Consider the following 339-nt stretch of genomic DNA (forward strand, 5'->3'; position numbering starts at 1 on the left):
TCACGAAATCATGCACTTGTAGGTCGGATATGCGCAGCGTCATCCGACAAAACTGATGCAAACGGTGGATGACGCAATCGCTTATCCACCCTACAACGACTCACGAAATCATGCACTTGTAGGTCGGATAAGCGCAGCGTCATCCGACAATACTGATGCAAACGGTGGATGACGCTATGGCTTATCCACCCTACAACGACTCACGAAATCATGCACTTGTAGCTACCGTCTTGAACGTCAAGCGGTAGCTGCATAATTTTCATCCCATGGTAATCGGGTTTTCAGTACGCCGAAGCACATATGTACCAGCTTACGCATCACTGCACCCAGGGCCGCTTT

General features: G+C 49.6%; 1 pseudogene. It reads right to left on the minus strand.

The annotated features are described in order from the left end of the window. Positions 1-237: 237 nt before the first annotated feature. Positions 238-339 (minus strand): annotated as a pseudogene (locus MES37_RS24615) (IS110 family transposase); the annotation flags it as partial.

This window comes from Buttiauxella sp. S19-1 (assembly GCF_022134725.1).
Lineage (GTDB): Bacteria > Pseudomonadota > Gammaproteobacteria > Enterobacterales > Enterobacteriaceae > Buttiauxella > Buttiauxella ferragutiae.